The organism is Lactococcus sp. LG1267 (assembly GCF_017309545.1).
GTDB classification, from domain to species: domain Bacteria; phylum Bacillota; class Bacilli; order Lactobacillales; family Streptococcaceae; genus Lactococcus; species Lactococcus petauri.
In genome coordinates this window covers 88,572-110,471 of sequence record NZ_CP071295.1, presented here as the reverse complement: position 1 = coordinate 110,471, position 21,900 = coordinate 88,572, and the positions used below count along the sequence as shown (strand labels likewise).

21 protein-coding genes are annotated in these 21,900 nt (G+C 38.4%); 16 read left to right on the top strand and 5 right to left on the bottom strand.

What is annotated here, in order from left to right; translation table 11 throughout:
• The first annotated feature begins 23 nt into the window (after positions 1-23).
• From rlmB to ileS, 10 genes are all read left to right on the top strand, one after another.
• Positions 24-752 (top strand): 23S rRNA (guanosine(2251)-2'-O)-methyltransferase RlmB, encoded by a 729-nt coding sequence (gene rlmB / locus J0J33_RS00585; RefSeq protein ID WP_017370564.1) that lies wholly within the window; start codon positions 24-26, stop codon positions 750-752.
• Between the two features lie 10 nt (positions 753-762).
• Complete coding sequence (locus J0J33_RS00580) at positions 763-1,635, top strand: DegV family protein (protein ID WP_206887933.1); 873 nt, start codon at positions 763-765, stop codon at positions 1,633-1,635.
• A 119-nt stretch (positions 1,636-1,754) separates the two neighbouring features.
• Positions 1,755-3,116, top strand: a complete 1,362-nt coding sequence (gene ftsA, locus J0J33_RS00575; RefSeq protein WP_017370566.1) for a cell division protein FtsA — start codon at positions 1,755-1,757, stop codon at positions 3,114-3,116.
• Between the two features lie 27 nt (positions 3,117-3,143).
• Positions 3,144-4,418 carry a cell division protein FtsZ gene (ftsZ, locus tag J0J33_RS00570; RefSeq protein WP_019294090.1) on the top strand — a complete coding sequence of 425 codons (1,275 nt, stop codon included), beginning with the start codon at positions 3,144-3,146 and terminating at the stop codon, positions 4,416-4,418.
• Complete coding sequence (locus J0J33_RS00565; RefSeq protein WP_017370568.1) at positions 4,418-5,089, top strand: YggS family pyridoxal phosphate-dependent enzyme; 672 nt, start codon at positions 4,418-4,420, stop codon at positions 5,087-5,089. Before ftsZ ends, J0J33_RS00565 begins: the two co-directional genes overlap by 1 nt.
• A gap of 40 nt (positions 5,090-5,129) precedes the next feature.
• Entirely contained in the window at positions 5,130-5,702 is a 573-nt protein-coding gene (locus J0J33_RS00560; RefSeq protein ID WP_206887931.1) for a cell division protein SepF, read from the top strand.
• A 6-nt stretch (positions 5,703-5,708) separates the two neighbouring features.
• Positions 5,709-5,954 carry a YggT family protein gene (locus J0J33_RS00555; protein ID WP_003133468.1) on the top strand — a complete coding sequence of 82 codons (246 nt, stop codon included), beginning with the start codon at positions 5,709-5,711 and terminating at the stop codon, positions 5,952-5,954.
• The gene (locus J0J33_RS00550) at positions 5,951-6,748 is read left to right on the top strand and encodes an RNA-binding protein (protein WP_206887928.1); all 798 of its coding nucleotides are present in this window, start codon (positions 5,951-5,953) and stop codon (positions 6,746-6,748) included. Before J0J33_RS00555 ends, J0J33_RS00550 begins: the two co-directional genes overlap by 4 nt.
• 26 nt (positions 6,749-6,774) lie before the next feature.
• Entirely contained in the window at positions 6,775-7,632 is an 858-nt protein-coding gene (locus J0J33_RS00545; protein ID WP_165720087.1) for a DivIVA domain-containing protein, read from the top strand.
• A 324-nt stretch (positions 7,633-7,956) separates the two neighbouring features.
• Positions 7,957-10,743, top strand: coding sequence for an isoleucine--tRNA ligase (gene ileS / locus J0J33_RS00540; protein ID WP_206887925.1), 2,787 nt, complete (start codon positions 7,957-7,959; stop codon positions 10,741-10,743).
• A gap of 58 nt (positions 10,744-10,801) precedes the next feature.
• Here ileS and J0J33_RS00535 read toward each other — a convergent pair whose 3' ends face one another.
• Positions 10,802-10,918 (bottom strand): DUF4044 domain-containing protein, encoded by a 117-nt coding sequence (locus J0J33_RS00535; RefSeq protein ID WP_206887922.1) that lies wholly within the window; start codon positions 10,916-10,918, stop codon positions 10,802-10,804.
• Positions 10,919-10,979: 61 nt separating this feature from the next.
• Positions 10,980-11,162, bottom strand: a complete 183-nt coding sequence (locus J0J33_RS00530) for an SPJ_0845 family protein (RefSeq protein WP_198494230.1) — start codon at positions 11,160-11,162, stop codon at positions 10,980-10,982.
• Between the two features lie 181 nt (positions 11,163-11,343).
• Between J0J33_RS00530 and tuf the strand changes: the two genes are divergently transcribed.
• Positions 11,344-12,531, top strand: a complete 1,188-nt coding sequence (gene tuf, locus J0J33_RS00525; protein ID WP_003133474.1) for an elongation factor Tu — start codon at positions 11,344-11,346, stop codon at positions 12,529-12,531.
• A 116-nt stretch (positions 12,532-12,647) separates the two neighbouring features.
• On the opposite strand, the gene J0J33_RS00520 is transcribed toward tuf, so the two are convergent.
• The gene (locus J0J33_RS00520; RefSeq protein WP_019294354.1) at positions 12,648-12,992 is read right to left on the bottom strand and encodes a DUF1831 domain-containing protein; all 345 of its coding nucleotides are present in this window, start codon (positions 12,990-12,992) and stop codon (positions 12,648-12,650) included.
• A gap of 3 nt (positions 12,993-12,995) precedes the next feature.
• On the bottom strand, positions 12,996-14,114 hold the full coding sequence (locus J0J33_RS00515) for a cysteine desulfurase family protein (protein WP_206889263.1): 1,119 nt from the start codon (positions 14,112-14,114) through the stop codon (positions 12,996-12,998).
• Positions 14,115-14,567: 453 nt separating this feature from the next.
• Between J0J33_RS00515 and J0J33_RS00510 the strand changes: the two genes are divergently transcribed.
• A complete protein-coding gene (locus J0J33_RS00510; protein ID WP_165720089.1) occupies positions 14,568-14,930 on the top strand; it encodes a holin in 363 nt (120 codons plus the stop codon).
• Positions 14,931-15,121: 191 nt separating this feature from the next.
• Here the strand turns inward: J0J33_RS00510 and J0J33_RS00505 are convergent, their stop codons facing one another.
• On the bottom strand, positions 15,122-16,087 hold the full coding sequence (locus J0J33_RS00505) for a ribose-phosphate diphosphokinase (protein ID WP_017370577.1): 966 nt from the start codon (positions 16,085-16,087) through the stop codon (positions 15,122-15,124).
• A 428-nt stretch (positions 16,088-16,515) separates the two neighbouring features.
• On the opposite strand from J0J33_RS00505, the gene J0J33_RS00500 reads away from it, so the two are divergent.
• From J0J33_RS00500 to pnp, 4 genes are all read left to right on the top strand, one after another.
• Entirely contained in the window at positions 16,516-17,457 is a 942-nt protein-coding gene (locus J0J33_RS00500; protein ID WP_206887919.1) for an ABC transporter substrate-binding protein, read from the top strand.
• Positions 17,435-18,454 (top strand): iron ABC transporter permease, encoded by a 1,020-nt coding sequence (locus tag J0J33_RS00495; protein WP_206887916.1) that lies wholly within the window; start codon positions 17,435-17,437, stop codon positions 18,452-18,454. Before J0J33_RS00500 ends, J0J33_RS00495 begins: the two co-directional genes overlap by 23 nt.
• A gap of 1 nt (position 18,455) precedes the next feature.
• Complete coding sequence (locus J0J33_RS00490; protein ID WP_206887913.1) at positions 18,456-19,232, top strand: ABC transporter ATP-binding protein; 777 nt, start codon at positions 18,456-18,458, stop codon at positions 19,230-19,232.
• A gap of 354 nt (positions 19,233-19,586) precedes the next feature.
• A complete protein-coding gene (gene pnp, locus J0J33_RS00485) occupies positions 19,587-21,866 on the top strand; it encodes a polyribonucleotide nucleotidyltransferase (protein ID WP_206887910.1) in 2,280 nt (759 codons plus the stop codon).
• Positions 21,867-21,900: the final 34 nt, after the last annotated feature.

The window sequence follows — 21,900 nt, the reverse complement described above, 5'->3', positions numbered from 1 at the left end:
ATCTTTTTTGCTATAATAATATTATGGAAAATACGGATATCATATACGGCTTACATGCTGTAACAGAGTCACTCAATGCAGGAGTAGTCAATAAACTCTATGTCGAGGAAAAATTACGGGGTAAGAACGTTGAGAAAATCAAGGAACTTGCGCGTGAAAAAAAAGTAAACATCTCTTGGACACCCAAAACTGAATTAAATAAAATATCAGAAAATGGAGTTCATCAAGGTTTTGTTGCCCGTGTGGCAGAATTTGCTTATGCAGAATTGGCAACAATTTTAGCGCAAGTTTCGGACAAAGAAACTGCGACAATTTTAATTTTAGATGAGCTGACAGACCCCCACAATTTAGGATCAATTGCCCGAACAGCAGATGCAACAGGAGTAGATGCGATTATTATTCCAAAACACCGTGCGGTAGGCATCACGCCAACAGCAGTAAAAGCAAGTACAGGTGCTTTGCAACATGTGCCCGTGGTACGTGTTACTAATCTTTCTCAAACGTTAGATAAACTAAAAGAAGCTGGATTTTGGACTTTTGGAACCGACATGGACGGTACCACTTATTCTAAATGGAATACCTCAGGTAAAGTTGCCTTGGTGATTGGAAATGAAGGAAAAGGTATTGGTCAAAATCTGAAAAAACAAGTGGACGAGATGATTACTATTCCGATGGTTGGCCATGTTCAAAGTTTGAATGCAAGTGTTGCTGCCAGTATTTTGATGTACGAAATTTTTAGAAATAAGATGTAAGGGGGAAAAGATGACTTTTCGCATTGTTACCGATTCAACAGCGGATTTGAGTGAAGATTATTTACAAAAATACGACATAGCTGTATTAGGAATGACTGTCACTATTGGTGAGCAAACCTATCCAACTATTGGCGAAAATAGCCTGAGTAATGAACACCTTCTCCGAGAAATTAAAGCAGGCAAAACTGTTCAAACATCACAAATTAATTCTGGCCAGTTTTCCGAGTTATTCAAAAAATTTATAAGCCAAAATCCAGAAGAAGAAATTGTGTATCTGGCCTTTTCATCAGGCTTATCAGGGACTTATCAATCTGCCGTTATTGCTCGAGAGATGATTCTAGAAGAATATCCGAAAGCTAAAATTACGGTAGTGGATACATTGGCCGCAGCTTCTGGAGAGGGTTTCTTGGTCCAAGAAATGGTGAATCTACGAGAATCTGGGAAGAGTTTGACAGAAGCGTTGCCTATTTTTGAAGCACTTATTTTACGCCTCAAGAGTCTTTTCATGGTTGACGACTTGAATCACCTTGCACGAGGAGGACGTATTCCCAAAGCTGTTGCTATGGTTGGAACGATGGCCAACATCAAACCTCTCCTTACCGTAGATGCAGAAGGCAAGTTGACACAACTGACTAAAGTACGTGGCAAGAAGAAAGCAATAAAAAGTTTAGTTGACATGACACTTGAAGAGATGGACCCGGCTTATTCACGTGTAATTGTGGCATATTCTGGGAGCGAAGCCACTGCTCAAGAAGTGAAACAACTCTTCTTGGAACAACATGTTGACAAGGTTGACATCCGTCCTCTGAGTCCAACGATTGTCACTCATACAGGTTCTGGTACTTTGGCGATTTTTTCAATTACTAAAAAAAATAGAAAATAATATAAAAAATCACAGTTGAACTCTTGTTTTACTGTGATTTTGTGTTAAAATATAGAGTGAGTGTAAACTCGATAAATTGAAAATATGAATTGTGATATGTGAGGAAAGGGGTCGCTTTTATGCTAAAAAGTGGACTTTATACGGGCGTTGACATCGGTACAAATACTATTAAAGTGTTGGTTGCGGAGTACGTCTCAGACGAAATGAATATAATTGGCGTCGGTAATGCAAAATCTGACGGTCTAAAAAACGGAATTATTGTAGATATTGAAAAGGTGGCAACAGCATTACGCAAGGCTGTTAACGCTGCTGAAGAACGTGCGGGAATTACGATTGACAAAATTAATGTCAGTATTCCTGCCAATCAACTCGAAATGGAAAACTGCCAAGGCATGGTTCCAATTATCGGGACTTCAAAAGAAATTACAGAAGATGATGTAATGCAAACTGTGCAAAATGCATTGATGCGCGGTGTAGTTCCTGAACGTGAAATAATTTCTGTAGAGACAACTGAGTTTACAGTTGATGATTTCACAGGAATATCTGACCCTCGTGGGATGTTTGGTGTGCGTTTAGGTATGCGTGGTATCATTTATACTGGTCCAAAAACATTAGTACACAACATTCGTAAAGTTGTGGAACGTGCTGGCTTGATTGTGGATAATCTCGTGATTGCTCCGCTGGCTATGAGTCACTACGTACTTTCAGAAGGAGAACGTGAGTTTGGTACAGTAATGATTGATCTTGGTGCAGGCCAAACAACAGTTTCCGCTGTTCGTGATCAACAGCTGAAGTTTGCACATACAAGCCCAGAAGGTGGCGATTATGTGACACGTGACATTTCTACTGTACTCAATACTTCATTGAGTGAAGCAGAAGATTTGAAACTAAATTATGGTGAAGCAAGCACCGAGCGCGCCAGTCAAGAGGAATACTTCCCGGTTGACGTTGTTGGACAAACAGACCCAGAAGAAATCACAGAATATTACCTTTCACAAATTATTGAAGCACGTTTAACACAAATTTTTAACCGTGTGAAATCAGATTTGGAAAACACTCGTTCATTAGACTATCCTGGTGGAATTGTGGTGCTTGGTGGAGCTGCGGCAATGCCTGGCACAGTGAATCTTGCAACAAAAGTTATTGGGATGAACGCACGTCTTTTCGTACCAAGCGAAATGGGCTTACGTAACCCAGCTTTCGCACAAGTAATCAGTGTTGTCAACTACGTTGGTGAACGCACAGACATTGATCGACTTGTATCACAAGCCATTGCTTCTGACAGCACATATGTTGCTCCTGTTGCGCAATATGAAGAACCTGTTCTTCCGGCAACAGATACAATGGATTATGAAGAAAATAACTTCTACCAAACAGAAGCTCCAACTCGTCCAGTTGCTCAACCAGCAGCTGAACCTGAAGAAGAAAAAGAAGGTGTTGTGGATCGTATGCGCAACATGTTCTCAAACCTTTTTGACTAAAACGACTTAATAACGGAGAAATAAAACATGGAATTTTCATTTGATACAGAAATCGCTCAAGGCGCTGTAATTAAAGTTATCGGTGTTGGTGGCGGCGGTGGTAACGCAGTTAACCGCATGATTGAAGAAGGCGTTTCTGGCGTTGACTTTATCGTAGCTAATACAGATGTACAAGCTTTGCGCAGTTCAAAAGCAGATACAGTAATTCAACTTGGCCCAAAATTGACACGAGGACTTGGTGCAGGTGCACAGCCTGAGGTTGGTCGCCGTGCCGCAGAAGAATCTGCAGAAACAATTGCCCAATCTTTTGAAGGCGCAGATATGGTCTTCATCACTGCTGGTATGGGTGGTGGAACAGGAACAGGTGCTGCTCCGGTAATCGCTCAAATCGCAAAAGAAATTGGTGCTTTGACAGTTGCAGTTGTAACTCGTCCATTTGGTTTTGAAGGCTCAAAACGTAGCTACTTTGCAACAGAAGGTATTGAAGATCTTCGTGCAAATGTAGACACATTACTTATCATCTCAAACAACAACTTGCTTGAAATCGTTGATAAGAAAACTCCTTTGACAGAGGCATTGCGTGAAGCAGATAATGTTCTCCGCCAAGGTGTTCAAGGTGTTACTGACTTGATTACAAATCCAGGTATGATTAACCTTGACTTCGCCGATGTGAAAACAGTTATGGCGAACAAAGGAGATGCCCTCATGGGTATCGGTGTTGCAACTGGTGAAGATCGTGTCATCGAAGCAACACGTAAAGCGATTTACTCACCATTGCTTGAAACAACAATTGAAGGTGCTGAAAATGTACTCCTTAATGTTACAGGTGGTATGGATATGAGCCTTATTGAAGCTCAAGATGCTTCAGAAATTGTTATTCAAGCTGCAGGTAACGATGTGAACATCTTGTTGGGTACATCTATTGATGACTCACTCAGTGATGAAATTCGTGTTACTGTTGTAGCAACAGGTGTTTCACAAGATGCAACTGATGAATATTTAGGAACATCTACAGCTCCAGTTGTAGATGAACCACGTCGTCAACCTAACTTTCAACATACTTCGATGAAACAAGCCTCAACGCCAACTTCACGACCAGCACAAGCTTCACAGCCTTCACAAGCACAACAAGCTCCTACACAAAAATCAGGATCTGCTTTTGGCGATTGGGATCTTCGTCGTGATGCTTCACCGCGTCAAAACGGAAATCAAAACCGTGAAAACTCATCGAATGTTACAAGCTTCTCAGGTATCCCATCTACAGATGAAGATATCGATACTCCACCATTTTTCCGTAAATAATGAGTATAGCAGAAAATGTTAAAAATATTTTGAACAAGGTAGATGTGGCAAAAGCTACATCTCCTTATTCAAATCAAGACGTTCAGGTGATTGCCGTAACCAAGTATGTCGATACTGCAAAAGCAGCACAAGTAGTTGAAGCAGGTATTCATCATTTAGCAGAAAATCGTACAGATTTATTTCTTGAAAAATATAAGGCTCTTGAAAACAAAGATATTACTTGGCATCTCATCGGAAATTTGCAACGTCGTAAAGTAAAAGATGTCATTAATTTAGTTGATTACTTTCATGCTTTAGATTCGGTCAAGCTTGCCAAAGAAATTGAAAAACGTGCGGAACATATGATAAAATGTTTCCTCGAAGTCAATATCTCAGGTGAAGAGACAAAACATGGATTTGCGCCAGAAGACATAGATCAAGCTTTAGCAGAAATTTCACAGTTAGATAATGTGGAAATTGTGGGCTTGATGACGATGGCGCCGATTGATGCTGATAATGAGCAGTTGGATAACATTTTCGCTTCGATGAAGCAATTGCAAATCGAAATTGCGGCTAAAGAAATTACTAATATTCCTTGTACTGAATTGAGTATGGGAATGAGCCGTGATTATACAAGAGCAATTCAACAAGGAGCGACCTTTGTTCGAATTGGTACAGCATTTTTTGAATAAAATTTGTATAGAATCTTAAGCATTGAAAACGGAGGGAAGTATGGCCTTAAAAGATCAATTTGATAAATTAAAAAAATTTTTCGAAGAGGACGACGATGAGTATGATGAACCCGTTGTAGCGGCACAAAAGCCACAACCGCAAAAGTCTTCAACAGTAAACACAGAAAAGAAAGCCACAGGTATGAATCGTCCGGTTCAACCTCAAAGACAAGCGCAAGCAAAATCAACTGCTAAACGCCCAGTACCCTTTTCTTCAACAACAAATAACACTAAAACAACAGAGAAAAAAGTTCAAAAACCTATGATGAATCAAGCCACAACAAATGCAGGACAAGTTATTGCCATCAAAGAGCCACGTGCCTATTCTGATATTATGGAATCTGCGCGCATCGTTAAAAATGGAGAGTCGGTTTTGGTTAACTTCAAGTTTATGCCAGATAACCAAGCACGACGTTCAATTGACTTCTTGACTGGTGTTGTATTCACACTTGATGGTGATGTTCAAAATGTTGGCGGACAAATTTTCTTACTTACACCGGCGAATATCACAGTTGATGCTTCCCAAGAATTAAGTATCTTGGCAGGGCAAAACTTTGAGAACTTCGATATTTAATAAACTATGATTATATATATTTTAATTCGACTGATTGGTCTTTATACCTGGGTTTTGGTAGCTTATGCTCTGATGAGTTGGATACCAAGCCTTTATGATACAGCTGTAGGCCGTTTTATTGTCAAAATTTCAAGACCTTATCTGAGCTTATTTGAAGGTATTCCATTACGTTTTGCAGGATTAGATTTCACAATCGTGCTTGGTGTAATTGCTTTACAAGTTATTCAACAACTTCTTTTACGCTTCTTATGAGTCATGAAAATATATATCAACACTTTCATCCTGATGAAAAGCAATTTATTGATCGCGTCTTAGACTGGATGGATCGTGTGGAAAACAATTATTCTGTAGTTACTACTTATTTTCTAAATCCTAGAGAAGTTGAAATTCTCGAATCTTTAGCAAATAAGCGGGAACTTCAGATTTTTTCTACTCAGGATATTGCCCAGACCGAACTCACTAAGATTATTATTGCGCCTGAATTTTATCAGTTAGATGTCGCAGACTTTGACATAGCGTTGTTAGAAATTTTATACGCTAAGAAATTTTATCAACTCAAGCATTCCCAAATTTTAGGGAGTTTCTTAGGTCAAACGGGAATTAGGCGTTCAGAGCTTGGCGATATTATTTTAAGCGAAGGAAGGGCACAAGTTTTTGTTTCCAAACATCTTCTTGAAATCTTTCAGAATAATATCAAAAAAATTGGTTCTGCCTCCGTACAATTTGTTGAAAAACCATTTGAAGAGCTGATAGAAACAGAAGCTGCCTCAGTTATGAAAGTAGTCTTAGTTTCGAGTATGCGTATTGACAAAATTATTGCAAGCACTTTCGAGATTTCTCGCAATCTTGCCGTAAATATGTTACAATCAAGAAAGGTAAAATTAAATTACCTTGAAATTGAAAAGAAAGATTTTACTGTCGAACAAGGAGATTTAATCAGTGTTCGTGGCCTAGGTCGTATTAAGATTCTAAGAATTTTAGGTGAAACCAAAAAAGGTAAACAGAAAATCGAATGTGAAATTACTAAGAATCATAAGAAAAGTTAGAGTCTCTTGGGAGATTGGAGGTACTTATGGCATTAAATAGTTTAGATGTTCAAAATAAAACATTTAATACACAAATGCGTGGTTACAACAAACATGAAATTGAAGAATTTTTAGATATCGTTGTTCGTGATTACGATGAATTTGCACAAAAAATTAAAGATCAAGAGCGTGAGCTTAAGGCTTTACGTGAACGCGTAAAATATTTCGATGATATGAAAGATTCCTTGAATAAATCTATTGTCGTTGCACAAGATGCGGCCGACAATTTACGTGTTCAAGCACAGAGTGAATCAAACAGCATTATTGCTGAAGCTAGTCAAAAAGGTCAGCTCATTATTGAAGCCGCTAAAAAAGAAGCAGGAACAATCCTTAATCAAGCTTCGGATGATGCACGTCGTTTGGTTCGTGATACAGATGATTTGAAACGTAAAATGCGTCTTTATCACCAACGTATGACTTCAATTATTGAGGCTCAGTTGGCAAGTATTCATTCAGAAGATTGGCAAGATACTCTAGAAGCAACATCTTCACATATCACAAATCCTGAAGAAAAGCTTCAAGAAATTGTAGATATGCAGTTGAGTGATACATCTTTACAAGGAAATATCGCTAAAGATCAACTTTCTAAGGCTGAAGAAAACACTGTTGTAGAACCTACAGTTAAGGAAGAAACTGAAAAAATAGTTGAAGTTGAAGTTGAAGAAACTGAAATTCCACAGACTGTGAAAGAAGTTTTGGCTCCCGCTCTTGAAGAGGAAACTGAAAAATTACCCTCTGAAGACGGAAAAGTTGCAGAAACTGAAAAAAATGAAGAAACTTCTTATCCAGTTTTTCCAGAAATGCAAACAGAAGTTCCAGAAGTAGAAGCACCTGAACATAAATAATTTAATTTTAGGACAAGAAAAGAAAAATATATTTACAGCAAGTGAGAGTTGATGGAAGTCTCATATTCCCTGTTTTTCGGATTATCACCTAAATTATTCTAAGCCCAAGTCAAGTAAGTTTAGACGCTGTACACGTTACGTACGTAAGAGTTCTCACTTTTTGTGAGAAAAATTAAGGTGGTACCACGGTCTTTCGTCCTTTTTCGAAAGACCGTTTTTTATTATCATTCTTTCCGCTTTAGCGGATTAGAATGATAATACGCAAGAAACAGAGAGTTTAGAGATACTGGTAAACAGATAAAGTTTAAAAGAAAGGTAAAAATTATGAAAATTAAAGATACATTGAATTTAGGAAAAACGGCTTTCCCGATGCGAGCAGGCTTGCCAAATAAAGAAGCTGGCTGGCAAAAAAGCTGGGAAGAAGCTAAACTTTATGAAGCACGTCAAGAACTGAATGAAGGTAAACCATCGTTTATGTTGCACGATGGACCTCCCTATGCAAATGGAAATATCCACGTTGGACATGCTCTAAATAAAATTTCGAAAGATATTATTGTACGCTATAAATCCATGTCTGGTTTCCGTGCACCATATGTACCAGGATGGGATACTCACGGTTTACCTATCGAACAACAACTTTCAAAAGCGGGTATGAACCGTAAAGAAATGGACATGTTAGACTATCTTGAGGAGTGTCGCAAATATGCGCTTAAGCAAGTAGATATGCAGCGTTCAGACTTTAAGTCTTTAGGAGTTTTAGCAGATTGGGAACGTCCATATATGACACTTCTCCCAGAATATGAGGCTGCACAAATTCGTGTCTTCGGTAAAATGGCGGAAAAAGGCTATATCTACAAAGGTCAAAAACCAATTTACTGGTCTCCTTCATCAGAAAGTTCATTGGCAGAAGCGGAAATTGAATACCAAGATGTCCGTTCGGCATCAATCTTTGTGGCTTTCAAAGCAAAAGATGTTAAGGGCTTGTTACCAGAAGATGCAGAATTTGTTATCTGGACAACGACACCTTGGACATTGCCAGCAAATATGGGGATTTTTGTACATCCAGACTACGAATATTCAGTTGTAGAAGTAGGAAATCGTAAATTTGTTGTTGCTTCAGAAATGCTTAGCAAGGTGGCAGAGACTTTAGAGTGGGAAAACCCAACGGTAATTCAAACACTTAAAGGTTCTGAAATGGATATGATGACGGCTTATCACCCATTTTATGATCGTGAATCATTGATTATGAATGGGGATTATGTCACACTTGATTCTGGTACTGGACTCGTTCATAGCGCACCGGGTCATGGTGAAGATGACTACTTCTTTAGCCGTAAATATAAACTTGAAGTTCTATCACCTGTGGACAACCGTGGTTACTATACGGATGAAGCACCTGGTTTAGAAGGTATCTTCTACGATGAAGGAAACAAAATTGTAAGTAAATGGTTAGAAGAAAAAGGAGCTTTGCTGAAGCTTGACTTCTTTACACACAGTTATCCACATGATTGGCGTACGAAGAAACCCGTTATTTTCCGTGCAACACCACAATGGTTTGCATCGATTGATGACTTCCGTGAAAATATCCTAAGTGAAATTGAACAAGTGGATTGGATTATCCCTTGGGGGAAAACACGTCTCTATAATATGGTTCGTGACCGTGGAGATTGGGTCATTTCTCGTCAACGCGCTTGGGGTGTTCCACTGCCAATCTTCTATGCGGAAAATGGAGAGGCAATCATTACGCCGGAAACAACAGAACATGTTGCCCAGCTTTTTGCGGAACACGGTTCAAAAGTTTGGGTTGAACGTGAAGCTAAAGAGTTGTTACCAGAAGGCTTCACTCATCCTGGTTCTCCAAACGGTAAATTCACAAAAGAAAAAGACATCATGGATGTCTGGTTTGATTCAGGTTCATCATGGAATGGTGTTCTGAACGAACGTGATTACCTATCTTATCCTGCCGATCTTTATCTTGAAGGTTCAGATCAATATCGTGGTTGGTTTAACTCTTCAATCACAACTTCAGTTGCTGTTAACGGTGTTTCTCCATACAAAGCAGTTCTGTCACAAGGCTTTGTTCTTGATGGAAAAGGACGTAAAATGTCTAAATCTATTGGTAATACAATTTTACCTTCAGATGTGACAGGAAAATTAGGGGCAGATATTCTTCGTCTGTGGGTAGCTTCTGTCGATACTGAAGCCGATGTTCGTGTTTCTATGGAGATTCTTAATCAAGTTTCAGAAGTTTATCGTAAAATCCGTAACACAATGCGTTTCCTAATTGCAAATACTACCGATTTTGATAAAAACACAAATGCGGTTTCTTATGAAAACTTACGTAGTGTTGATAAATATATGCTTGTCAAATTCAATACACTAGTAGAATCAGTACGTGAAGCTTATGATTCATACAATTTCATGAGTGTTTATAAGCAAGTGATTAACTTCTTGACCAATGATTTGTCTGCTTTCTATCTTGATTTTGCTAAGGATGTGGTATACATCGAGGCAGCCAATGCTGCAGATCGTCGTTCAATGCAAACCGTGATGTATACAATGCTTGCAGATTTGACAAAACTTTTAGTTCCGATTCTGCCGCACACAGCAGAAGAAATCTGGTCATACCTTGAAGCAGAAACGGAAGAGTTCGCTTATCTTGCTGAAATGCCTGAAGTTAAAGACTTCACTGGCTCAGAAGAGTTACTCGGTGAATGGGAAGCATTCCTTGATTTCCGAAATAAAGTACTTAAAGCGCTTGAAGAAGCACGCGAAGCAAAATTAATTGGTAAATCACTTGAAGCAAAAGTTACTGTATATCCTAATGAAGTGGTTTCAAGTCTTCTTGTAAGTCTTGATGAAAATGTTGCTCAACTTCTCATTGTTTCAGAATTCTCTGTATCAAATGAAGGAGCACCAGAAGAAGCTCTTAAATTTGATGATGTAGCTATTCTTGTGGAACAAGCAGCAGGTCAAGTATGTGACCGTTGCCGCCGTACAGATGTGACCGTTGGGACTGATGAAAATGAACATTTACATGCCCTTTGCTCAAGCTGTGCTACCATTGTAAGAAATGAATTTCCTCAAGTATTAACTGATGGGTTTGAATAAAATAAAAAGCTTGGATATCCAAGCTTTTTATAATATAAAAAACTGCTTCAAGCAGTTTTTAAAATGCAGACAGAGCCATAGCTAGGGAGCTAAAGACAATAAGTAGCAGCATCGCAACGACAACAACCATCGTCACTTTTTGAAAAGTAGATTTTTGTTTCTTTTTGTAAGTCATAGTTTCCTCAATATTTATTATTCTCAGTTCTATTCTAGCAATAAATTAGTAAAATGTCACACTATTTACCAGAATCGTCCGTTTCCGATTTTGAAGACTCTTTTGGTTCTAAGAATTTCGCAAATGGATCTTCTTGCTTCTCAGTTTTTGCTGTTGCTTTATCAGTGTCTAAATTACCGGTTGAGACGCCTAAATCATCCATCATTTTATCGAAATCATCACGTTTTCTAAAAGTTAATCCCATATCGATATTACTCCTTATCATTTTTTATATATTTTACTACGAAAAGTCAAAAAAAGCCAGATAAATAGCAATAAAGTTTGCATTTAAAGCGAAAATCCAGTATAATGTTATGGAACGGTAGTTTGTGCAAAGCACTTCTACCTATAAAAAATATATTTTTTCTCAAAGGAGACATTTTAAAATGGCTAAAGAAGTTTACGACCGTAGCAAACCGCACGTAAATATTGGTACTATCGGACACGTTGACCATGGTAAAACTACCCTCTCAGCTGCAATCTCTAAAGTATTGTCTGACAAAGGTTACTCTAAAGCGACTGATTTCGCATCTATCGATGCTGCGCCAGAAGAACGCGAACGTGGAATCACTATCAACACTGCTCACATCGAGTACGAAACTGATAAACGTCACTATGCCCACATCGACGCCCCAGGTCACGCGGACTACGTTAAAAACATGATCACTGGTGCTGCCCAAATGGACGGTGCGATCCTTGTAGTTGCTGCAACTGATGGACCAATGCCACAAACACGTGAACACATCTTGCTTTCACGTCAAGTTGGTGTTAAATACCTTATCGTATTCCTTAACAAAGCTGACCTCGTTGATGACGAAGAACTTATGGAACTTGTTGAAATGGAAGTACGTGACCTCTTGTCAGAATACGACTTCCCAGGTGACGATACTCCAGTAATCGCTGGTTCAGCTCTTGGTGCTTTGAACGGTGAACCTCAATGGGTTGCTAAAGTTGAAGAACTTATGGACATCGTTGATGAATACATCCCAACTCCAGAACGTGACACTGACAAACCATTGTTGCTTCCAGTCGAAGACGTATTCTCAATCACTGGTCGTGGTACAGTTGCTTCAGGTCGTATCGAACGTGGTACTGTTAAAGTCAACGACGAAATCGAAATCGTTGGTATCAAAGAAGACACTAAAAAAGCTGTCGTTACTGGTATCGAAATGTTCCGTAAAACACTTGACGAAGGTCTTGCCGGCGATAACGTTGGTGTACTTCTCCGTGGTGTTCAACGTGACGAAATCGAACGTGGTCAAGTTATCGCTAAACCAGGTTCAATCACTCCACATACTAAATTCGAAGGTGAAGTTTACGTATTGAGCAAAGAAGAAGGCGGACGTCACACTCCATTCTTCGACAACTACCGTCCTCAATTCTACTTCCACACAACTGACGTTACTGGTTCAGTTAAACTTCCAGAAGGTACTGAAATGGTAATGCCTGGTGATAACGTTCACATCGACGTTGAACTTATCCACCCAGTTGCCATCGAACAAGGAACTACTTTCTCTATCCGTGAAGGTGGACGTACTGTTGGTTCAGGTATCGTAGCTGAAATCAAAGCATAATTCGTTAAGAATTATTGAAGTGGACTCACTTCTTAAAAAAACCTCACATTTTGTGAGGTTTTTTTGATGAATGTTTTTGAAATTAGGAAATAAAAAGCTCCCATTTGGGAGTTTTTTTAGACTTCATTTTTAATAAAGATTTCACGATCAACAAAAGTATCCATTTGGAAATAAAATTTTTCTTGGATAATTTCGCTAGCATTTTTAAAGATATTCACATTACGTAATCCTGATTTATCAGTAACTGATAGTTTAAAACCTGTTAAATCAGGATTAATAATAATTTTAAGGAGAAAACCTTGACCAGAATTTGGAACCTCTTCAAGTATACGTTTAAATTCAAAGTTTCCAATATTATTTTGAGAAAAAGTTGTGTCTTTGAGAGTAAATTTCTTAACTTTCGGTGATAATGAGTAGCTGTATTTGCAGCCCTCAAGTTTTTTTTCAGTAATAAAAGCCATCTTTTATAGTGCCCTTTCTTTTAGTGTTTGAACAAAATTGTGAATTTCTTCTTCAGTATTGAGTTCTGAAAAAGAAACACGAATATTTTCTTTAAGTTTTGGTGATTCACTACCATATACAGCTTCGAGAACATGGGAAGGATCAACTGTTCCAGCGGTGCAGGCGGAACCAGTTGAAATTGCCACACCAGCAAGATCAAGTTTTGCGAGTAATAAATCATGATTTTTCCCTGGGAACCCGATATTTACAACATGTGGCATACTCGGACCAAATTCGTGTGTATAATATTCAATTTCTGCAAGATCATCTAGAAGTGAAGCTTTGAGTTTTTCAACATGGGCATAATTAGCATTCATGTTATCTGTTGCAATTTGTAGTGCTTTTGCCATGCCCAAAAGAGAATGAAGATTTTCCGTACCTGCACGGCGTTTTTCTTCTTGTTCACCACCGTGGATAATACTGTCAAATTTTAGTCCAGAACGGTGATAAAGAAAGCCGACACCTTTTGGACCGTGGAATTTGTGAGCGCTAGCTGATAGAAAATCTATTTTTAGCTCCTCAGGATGTACGGGGATTTTACCCATTGTTTGTACTGAATCAACATGAAAAACAGCTTGATGATTTTCTAAAAGTTGCCCCACTTCTTTGATGGGAAGTAGTTGCCCAGTTTCATTATTGGCCATCATCATTGAAACAAGAATTGTCTCTTCCCGCAATTCATTTTCAATCAATTGGGTGGGGAAAGAGCCATCAGCTTGGGGTTGAACAAAAGTAACATCAAAGCCATGACGTGTTTTCAAGTAGTCAAGGGCATTAAGTACTGATGGATGCTCTAAGGCAGTGGTGATAATATGATTACCATTTTGACGGTTGGCTAAAGCGTAACCGACCAAAGCGGTGGAGTTGGATTCACTTCCGCCGGAAGTAAAAGTAATTGTTCCAGGCGAAACTTGAAGTGCCTTAGCTACTGTTTCTCGTGCCTGACGTACGAGTTGGCTCGCTTGGCGACCAAAATTGTGCGTACTGGACGGATTGCCAAAATTGTTAGCAAGAACTTCCGTCATGACATCAACAACTTCAGGAAGTATCGGTGTTGTTGCGGCATTATCTAGATATATAATTGTTCTTTCCTCTCTTTCGAGTTTCTATTAAAAGTCTTATTTCAAGGACATGTAAGGTTCTATTAACTTAACCTTTTTAATAAATGTGTGTATTTCATTTATGTACTCTATACGAAAGCTTAATGACAATCGTAAGTTTCCATTATCTCTATATTACCATGTTTTATATTTTTTTTCTGAAATTCGAACGCTTCCGCTAATTTTTTAGATAAATGAAGTTATGAGAGGAGAAAGAAGTGACTAAAGTAAGTACAGGTTATGAAAAAAGCCACCTAGGCAGAGAGGTGACCTTTGAAAGATGTATTAATTATATTATTGTAATCTGCCTATACCAATTATAACACTGACAAAGGCTAAAGTATAATTTTTTAAACGAAGTGGAACAATCTAAAAATGAAGGATATAATAAATTTAAGCTGGTAAGCAGTCTTATAGGAAAGGAAGAGCAGACAAATGGAATATAACTTATTAGGTATCTCGGCATTAATTGTAATTATTTTAGGATTAACATGGCTCAAGGATGGCGAAAAAATGGATCCGCCTTTGAAGAAAAGAATAGTGATTGATGGTGTAACGATAGCAATCTTTTGGGGTGTTTTCGAGTTTTATAAGTTTTCAAATGTAAAAATGTACAACCATGAAATAGAATTTGTTATCAATAGTTCTTTACTTTTTTTCTTTGCACGAATGCTTCAACTCATTTGTCAAATCAATCCATTATTTCAAGAACTCTTTCTCTATCTCAAATCAAAAGGATTTACTCTTGAGGACAAAAAAATAAAGGAAGAAAAGAATGATAAAAAAAGAGATAGCTAACCGTTTTTAGCTCTGTTAACAAAAGGTAACGTTATTGATAAGCAGAAATGATATATTGGATATGGCAAATCAAAATATCGATTAAAATTTCCTGAACATGAAGTCTCGTTTTGCCAGCGTGGCTTTTTTTCATATAAAAAACCAGCGAAAAGCTGGTGGTGAATGAACTTAAATATTGTTCAGAATAGACTTTAGTCTTGATTTTTATCAAATTTGAAGAGCGGAGATACAGGACGTCCTTCATGAATACGAAGAATTGCATCTGCCATATGTTTATCGACACTAAGGTATTTTACATTGTTAGGTTTACGATTTTTAGTAGCTACAGAGTCTGTGACGAGAACTTCACAAATTCCAGACTTTTCAAGTAAGTCAGCTGCCGTTTTAGTGAAGAGACCGTGACTTGCTACGGCATAAACGTCTCCAGCACCTGCTTCGCGCACGACAGAAGCAGCATTTGAGAATGTTACACCTGAGTTGAGGATATCATCAATAAGAATAACTTTTTTCCCTTCAACATTACCAATGATATAACCATTTTCACGTTTTGCATCGTCATCTTCATAGTCAACGATGGCAATAGGAGCTTCTAAATATTCCGCAAGACTACGCGCGCGTTTGATACCAGAGTTTTTAGGTGCAACAACAACAACGTCATCGCCAGACAATCCTTTATTCATGTAGTACTCAGCAAAAAGCGGTACAGTAAAGAGATTATCGACAGGAATATCAAAGAAACCTTGAACTTGAACTGCATGGATGTCTAAAGTGAGTACACGATCTGCTCCAGCTTTGACGAGCATATCAGCTACAAGCTTAGCTGTGATTGGTTCACGGCTTGAAGCAGTTCGGTCTTGACGCGCATAACCAAAGTATGGCATAACGATATTGACTGAATGTGCAGATGCACGGACGCAAGCATCAATCATAATCAACAATTCCCAAATGTTGTCATTGACTGGCCAACTTGTTGACTGGATAATATACACATCATGATTACGAACACTTTCTTCCATGTTAATCATGATTTCTCCGTCAGAAAATTGTTTTGAAGTTACTTTCCCCAAAGGAACATCCATAATTTTGCTAATTTTTTCAGCTAATTCAGGATTCGAGTTCAGTGAAAAAAGTTTAAGTTGTGCGTCAGAATAAGTCACAGTTTTTCTCCTATAATATTATGATATGTCTATTCTATCAAATTTGAGGGGGATTTCATAGCGCTATTTACGTGAAAGGTTTCACGTTATATAGGTAAGGGTTAAAATAAAAAAATTTTTAATGGAAGATGTTTGATATTTAGAGTTATCTCATTATCTTATATCCTCTGTAGTAAGCCAAGTGTTTTAGTTACCGAAGTTAAGTGTAGACATGGTAAAATAAGAGGAATATTATGTCTCAAGATGAGATAAATAAAAATAATACAAGAACAGCGGCAAGTATGGAAAGAGGGTAACTTCTTAGCAGCACTTAAATGACTGTGAGGGACCAGACTAAGTCATATTTGTGGGTGACACTGTTAGCAAGGGCCTTGGTTTCAAAAATAAGGGCTTTACATGATGAGAGCTTTTTTAGTGAGGGAGAACAAATGAAAAAGAAAACACTAACGATAATTGGTTTGCTGTTTATGGTGGTTAGTCTATCAGCATGTACAAAAAATAAACACGTGACTCAGGAAGCAAACTCATCTAAAGTTGAAATTACGACACCACAAGGTGAGAGAGTAAAAATTCCCAACAATATTCAGAGAGTTGTGTCACTCTCACCTGCGGTGACACAAGTGATTAACGATCTGGGGCAAAAAGATAAACTCATTGCTGTAGATACGCAAAGCCCCAAGTATGTTAAGGGTTTGGAAAATGTGCAGCAGACAGACCTTATGAACTTGGATCTTGAAAAAATAATGGCGCTCCAGCCAGAACTTTTATTTGTGAGTGATTTGACCCTGTTCCAATCGGAAGATAAAATTAAGAAGCTACAAGATAAAGGAACGAGTGTTGTCGTCCTACCTACTGAAAAGAACTTTAAAGAAATTGAAAACAATATTCGTCTCGTGGCGACAGTTTTAAACCAAAAAGAAAAAGGAGAACAACTTACTGGTCAGATGGAGAAGGATATCTCTGCTTTTAAAGAACAAGCTGCAAAAATAAATCATAAGAAAAGGGTTCTGTTTGAAATCGCGGCTTCCCCAGAAATTTATAGTATGGGAAAGGACACTTATATCAATGAAATGATTGAAACAATTGGAGCTGAGAATGTGATGGCCAAAGAAACAGGAGCCATCAAAGTTTCAGAAGAGGCAGCAATTATGGCTAATCCAGATGTAATATTAACAAATGTTGAATATGTTCCGGATCCTATTAACGACATTTTAAAATTGAAAGGTTGGGAAGAAGTGAAGGCAGTAAAAAATAAAGCCGTTTATTCTATTGATAACGAAAGAAGCTCGCTTCCTAATCAACATGTAATAAAAGCAATGACAGAAATGGCAAAAGCGGTATATCCTGATGTATTCAAAAACTTCAAATAAGAATAGAATAAGCATTATTGTGATGCTTTTGGCCCTGTCTTTACTGGCAATGCTTTTAAGCCTTCAAATAGGAAGTGCTCCGATATCAGTCGGTGATTTAATGAATATGATATTGGGCAGAGGGAAAGATTCTGCTCCTCTTTTGCAAAGTATTCTTCTTGAAGTTCGCATGCCTCGGATTTTGCTCAGCTTTCTTGTCGGCTTAGCCTTGGGTGCTAGTGGAACAGTGATGCAATCACTTTTACAAAATCCTTTAGCCTCTTCCTATACCTTAGGCGTATCATCAGGTGCTTCATTAGGCGCTTCGACTGTGATGTTACTCGGTATTAATTTTATGAGCACTTCGATTTCGATGAGCCTTGCGGGCTTTGCTTTTGGACTTGTAACTGTTTTTATCGTTTTACTCTTTGCTCAACAACTTTCCCAATCATTAGATAATCAAACTATCATTTTGGTGGGAATGATATTTTCTTTGTTTGTTAATTCTTTTTTAACCTTAATGATGACCTTTTCGCCGGATTATATGCAACGTATCATTTTCTGGCAATTGGGGAGTTTTTCAGGAGCTTCGTGGGAAAACGTACAGCTCCTCGCTTTGCTCTTTGTCTTTAGTTTCATCTGCTTACTTTACTTTCACCAAGAAATGGATATTTTGAGTTTTGGTGATACCTTTGCTTTGAGTCAAGGAGTAGAAGTCAAACGGACGAAAGTTATTTTAATTAGCTTATCGACTTTGCTCACAGGAGCCAGCGTAGCAATGACGGGAGTGATTGGTTTTGTCGATTTGATTGCACCCCATATCGCTCGTCGTTTGTTTGGTGCGACACATAAGTGGGTTCTTCCAAGCTCAGCACTTATAGGCGGCTTGCTCTGTGTTCTTGCAGATACTGTAGCAAGAAGTGTTTTCCAAACAAGAGAATTACCAATTGGAGCAGTAACAGCCCTCATTGGTGCGCCATTTTTCTGCTATATTTTCTTTAGAAAAGGACAAGTATGAGATGTTAAAAGTTGAAAATATGAAGGTTGAGTATTCGGGAAAAGAGATTCTTTCTGATATTAATTTTTCTGTCAAGGCAGGGGAAAGGTTAGCAATTTTAGGACCAAACGGTAGTGGGAAATCAACGCTTTTAAAGGGTCTAGCTGGTTTGCTAAAATATCAAGGAAAAATTGAACTAAACGAACAATCATTGACCACATTAAAAAGAATTGAATTAGCAGAAAAAGTGGCTCTTCTCTCTCAAAACCCAGCTGTATATTTTTCTTATTCCGTCTATGAAACTTTGATGATGGGACTCTACACCCAGCTGAGAAAACGATTTATGGCAGTGGCAAGTGCCCAAGATAAAGCACGTGTAGCAGAAGTGATAGCCGCATTTGATTTGGATACGATAAAAGATCAACAACTGTCAACACTTTCTGGCGGCCAGCTGCAGCGTGTCTTTTTAGCCCGGACTTTATTACAGAACCCTCAGATTGTTTTATTGGATGAACCCAATAATCATTTGGATATTTATTATCAACTAGAAATGTTGCGCAATATTGATGAGTATTTTGCTCAAAATCAAATCATCATTGCTGTTTTTCATGATATTAATTTAGCTCTGTCTTTTTCAGAAAATGTTCTAGTTTTACATGAGGGAAAAATAGTAAAACAAGGAAAAGCAAACGAAGTACTTTCTAGAAGTTTTTTGGAGCAAGTTTACCAAACCGATGTTCTTGCTTATATGCTTGAAAAACATAAATTTTGGTATGAAATGGATAAAAAGCGAGAATAGTTATCTGCTTAGCTGATACAATGGAAAAATGTATTGAGATACTTAAAGTAAAAATATACCTTTACCAAAAAGCAACGTACAGTTGCTTTTTTTGTATGAAGAGAATGATTATTTTTTTACAATCCTTTTTATCAGAGAAGTTAAAAATTTCATTGGAAAGTGAGCGTTTTCTTTTGTGGCGTCCGAATGCCTAAAACCGTTATAGATTGCTCTTACAAAGCTTTTTTTATCCTCAAAAATATAGTATAATGGGCACAGTGCTGTTCTATACAAAAATGAGTTTACTTTTGAGAAAGCAAATTGATTTTTGGATAGAAATGAGAAGCACTGAAATCTCGAAAAGTGGGAGAAAACATGAAAAAAGAAACTTTCAGAATGAATTTTGCAGGACGCGAGCTTGTTGTTGAAACAGGTCAAGTTGCCAAGCAAGCCAATGGCGCAGTTATTGTTCGCTATGGAGACACAACCGTGCTAACTGCAGCGACCATGTCGAAAAAAATGGCAAACGGTGACTTTTTCCCTTTGCAAGTTAATTATGAAGAAAAAATGTATGCCGCAGGAAAATTTCCTGGAGGTTTTAATAAGCGTGAAGCACGACCATCCACTTATGCTACTCTGACTGCCCGGTTGATTGATCGCCCTATACGCCCAATGTTTGCTGACGGTTTTCGAAATGAAGTACAAGTAATCAATACTGTACTCTCTTATGATGAAAATGCAAGTGGGCGTATGGCAGCGATGTTTGGAAGTTCCTTGGCATTAGCCATTTCAGATATTCCTTTTGACGGACCGATTGCGGGTGTTGAAGTGGGCTATATCAATGGTGAAATTGTCATTAATCCCGATGTTGCACAGATGCAAAAGTCTGATTTGGATCTTGCTGTCGCTGGGAATATTGATGCGATCAATATGGTAGAGTCAGGTGCAAAGGAACTATCAGAAACAATCATGCTCGATGCCCTCCTTGCAGGACACGAAGCGATTAAAGAACTTATTGCTTTCCAAAATGAGATTGTAGCCAAAGTTGGTAAGAACAAGGCAGAAGTTGAACTTTTGCGTGTTGATGAAACATTGAAAGCCCAAATTATTGCAGACTATAATAAAGACTTGCAAGCTGCTGTACAAGTAGAAGAAAAGCTTGCGCGTGAAGCGGCTACTCAAGCCGTTAAAGATCGTGTCAAAGCAGAATATGAAACAGCTTATGCCGAACATGAAGAGTTTGAGCGCATTATGCGTGATGTTTCTGAGATTCTGGAGGGAATGGAACATACAGAAGTCCGTCGCCTCATAACAGAGGATAAAATTCGCCCTGATGGTCGTAAAGTCGATGAGATTCGTCCTTTAGAAGCAGAAATAGACTTTACACCGAATACAATTACACACGGATCAGCTCTCTTTACACGTGGGCAAACGCAAGCCTTGTCAACTTTGACTCTGGCTCCGATGGGGGAAGCACAAGTCATTGATGGCTTGGATCTGGAATATAAAAAACGTTTCATGCACCACTATAATTTCCCGCAGTATTCAGTGGGAGAAATTGGACGTTATGGTGCACCTGGTCGCCGCGAAATAGGGCATGGTGCACTTGGTGAGCGTGCGCTTGAGCAAGTTATGCCGTCACTTGAAGAATTTCCTTATGCTGTACGTTTAGTTGCGGAAGTACTAGAGTCGAATGGTTCTTCATCACAAGCTTCGATTTGTGCAGGAACATTAGCCTTGATGGCTGGAGGAGTACCAATCAAGGCGCCGGTAGCTGGAATTGCTATGGGCTTAATCTCAGACGGCTCCAACTATACTATTTTGACAGATATTCAAGGTTTGGAAGATCACTTTGGTGATATGGATTTCAAAGTTGCTGGTACACGCGAGGGGATTACTGCTTTACAAATGGACATCAAAATTTCAGGAATTACTGCCGAAATTTTGGCAGAAGCACTCGCACAAGCAAAACGCGCTCGTTTTGAAATATTAGATGTGATTGAAGCAACAATTTCGGAACCACGTCCAAATCTTGCACCATCCGCACCTAAAATTGATACGATTAAAATTAATGCGGATAAAATTAAGATTGTTATTGGTAAGGGCGGCGAAACGATTGACAAAATCATCGAAGAAACAGGAGTTAAAATTGACATCGATGAAGATGGACTTTGTTCTATCTTTTCTCCTGATCAGACAGCGATTAACCGTGCGAAAGAAATCATTACAGAATTGGTCCGCGAAGCCAAAGTCGGCGATGTGTATGAAGCAAAGGTTGTAAGAATCGAAAAATTCGGTGCATTTGTTCATCTTTTTGGCCATACTGATGCGATGGTACATATTTCAGAACTTGCATGGAATCGCACGAACAAAGTAGAAGATGCTTTGAAGCTTGGAGATGTTGTTAAAGTTAAGATTACAAAAGTTGATGATAAAGGTCGTGTTGATGCCTCAGTACGTGCTTTGCTAGAAAAACCAGAAGGTTATGAAGAACCTGAACATAAGCCACGCGAACGTCGTAATGGGAATAACGGTAATGGTCACCGTGGATCTCATAAAGAAAAAACATCTGGTCCTAAATTTGAGCGCCGTGAACGCAAAGCGTCAGTCATAGATGAAGAGTTTCCAGAATTATCAACAACTCGACCAGAGTGATAAAAAGGAGGAAGGCGCAGTGTAATGCGCTTTT